The 2,009-nt window shown below is 60.1% G+C and carries 1 protein-coding gene; it reads right to left on the bottom strand.

Annotated elements, in window-relative coordinates; translation table 11 throughout:
• Window positions 1-221: 221 nt before the first annotated feature.
• On the bottom strand, window positions 222-2,009 hold a 1,788-nt coding region (locus tag DBR24_RS31865; protein WP_256591369.1), incomplete at its 5' end, for a valine--tRNA ligase.

Raw genomic sequence — 2,009 nt, 5'->3', positions numbered from 1 at the left:
CATCCAGCCGCTGCGAACTCAATATCAGCAACACCACCGATCTCTGTGGGAGCGAGCTTGCTCGCGAAAGCGTCCTCTCAGTCAACATCACTTTCGCCTGACACGGCCTCTTCGCGAGCAAGCTCGCTCCCACAGGGATTGGCAGTGGATGAAGGAAAGTAGGCAATAAAAAAGGCGCGTCACCCGATCGGGTGGCGCGCCTTTTTAATGCGATTTACCAGTTACAGGCTGGAAATCCGCGCGTGTTGCTCGGCCAGTTTGCCCAAAGCCTGTTCAGCCTCGGCCAGTTTGGCGCGTTCTTTCTCGATGACTTCGGCCGGGGCCTTGTCAACGAAACCGGCGTTCGACAGCTTGCCGCCAACGCGCTGGACTTCGCCCTGCAGACGCAGGATTTCCTTGTCCAGACGCGCCAGTTCGGCGCCCTTGTCGATCAGGCCGGCCATTGGCACCAGCACTTCCATCTCGCCAACCAGTGCGGTCGCGGACAGCGGCGCTTCTTCGCCAGCCTTCAGAACGGTGATCGATTCCAGACGCGCCAGCTTCTTCAGCAGCGCTTCGTTCTCGGTCAGACGGCGCTGGTCTTCAGCGCTGACGTTCTTCAGGTAGATCGGCAGCGGCTTGCCCGGGCCGATGTTCATTTCGCCACGGATGTTACGCGTGCCGAGCATCAGGCCTTTCAGCCATTCGATGTCGTCTTCGGCGGCCGGATCGATGCGCTCTTCGTTGGCCACTGGCCACGCTTGCAGCATGATCGTCTTGCCCTGAATGCCGGCCAGCGGCGCGATGCGCTGCCAGATTTCTTCAGTGATGAACGGCATGAACGGGTGCGCCAGGCGCAGCGCGACTTCCAGGACGCGTACCAGTGTGCGACGGGTGCCGCGCTGACGTTCGACCGGCGCGTTTTCGTCCCACAGCACTGGCTTGGACAGTTCCAGGTACCAGTCGCAGTATTGGTTCCAGATGAACTCGTACAGCGCTTGCGCGGCGAGGTCGAAACGGAACTGATCCAGTTGACGGGTCACTTCGGCTTCGGTGCGTTGCAGTTGCGAGATGATCCAGCGATCCGCCAGCGACAGCTCGTAGGCTTCGCCGTTCTGGCCGCAGTCTTCGCCCTTGTCCAGAACATAACGCGCGGCGTTCCAGATCTTGTTGCAGAAGTTGCGATAGCCTTCGACGCGGCCCATGTCGAACTTGATGTCGCGACCGGTGGAAGCCAGCGAGCAGAAAGTGAAGCGCAGGGCGTCGGTGCCGTAGCTGGCGATGCCGTCGGCGAACTCGTCGCGGGTCTGCTTCTCGATCTTCTTCGCCATTTTCGGCTGCATCATGCCCGAGGTGCGTTTCTGCACCAGCGCTTCAAGCTCAATACCGTCGATGATGTCCAGCGGGTCGAGGACGTTACCCTTGGACTTGGACATCTTCTGGCCCTGACCATCACGCACCAGACCGTGTACATAGACGGTCTTGAACGGCACCTGCGGGGTGCCATCCTCGTTCTTGATCAGGTGCATGGTCAGCATGATCATCCGGGCAACCCAGAAGAAAATGATGTCGAAACCGGTCACCAGCACGTCGGTGGAGTGGAATTTCTTCAGGAACTCGGTCTTTTCCGGCCAGCCCAGCGTCGAGAAGGTCCACAGGCCCGAACTGAACCAGGTGTCGAGTACGTCGTTGTCCTGTTGCAGCGTAACGTCCGGGCCGAGGTTGTGCTTGGCACGCACTTCGGCTTCGTCGCGACCGACGTAGACCTTGCCCGACTCGTCGTACCAGGCCGGAATCCGGTGGCCCCACCACAGCTGACGGCTGATGCACCAGTCCTGGATGTCGCGCATCCACGAGAAGTACATGTTTTCGTACTGTTTCGGCACGAACTGGATGCGACCGTCTTCAACGGCAGCAATCGCTGGCTCGGCCAGCGGTTTGGTCGACACATACCACTGGTCGGTCAGCCACGGCTCGATGATGGTGCCGGAGCGATCGCCTTTCGGCACTTTCAGCGCGTGATCGTTGAC

Origin of the sequence: Pseudomonas sp. HMWF006 (assembly GCF_003061205.1) — a bacterium.
In the GTDB taxonomy this organism is placed as follows: Bacteria; Pseudomonadota; Gammaproteobacteria; order Pseudomonadales; family Pseudomonadaceae; genus Aquipseudomonas; species Aquipseudomonas monsensis.
Note: the sequence above shows the minus strand (reverse complement) of the source record. Positions and strands in the feature narration are given on the sequence as shown.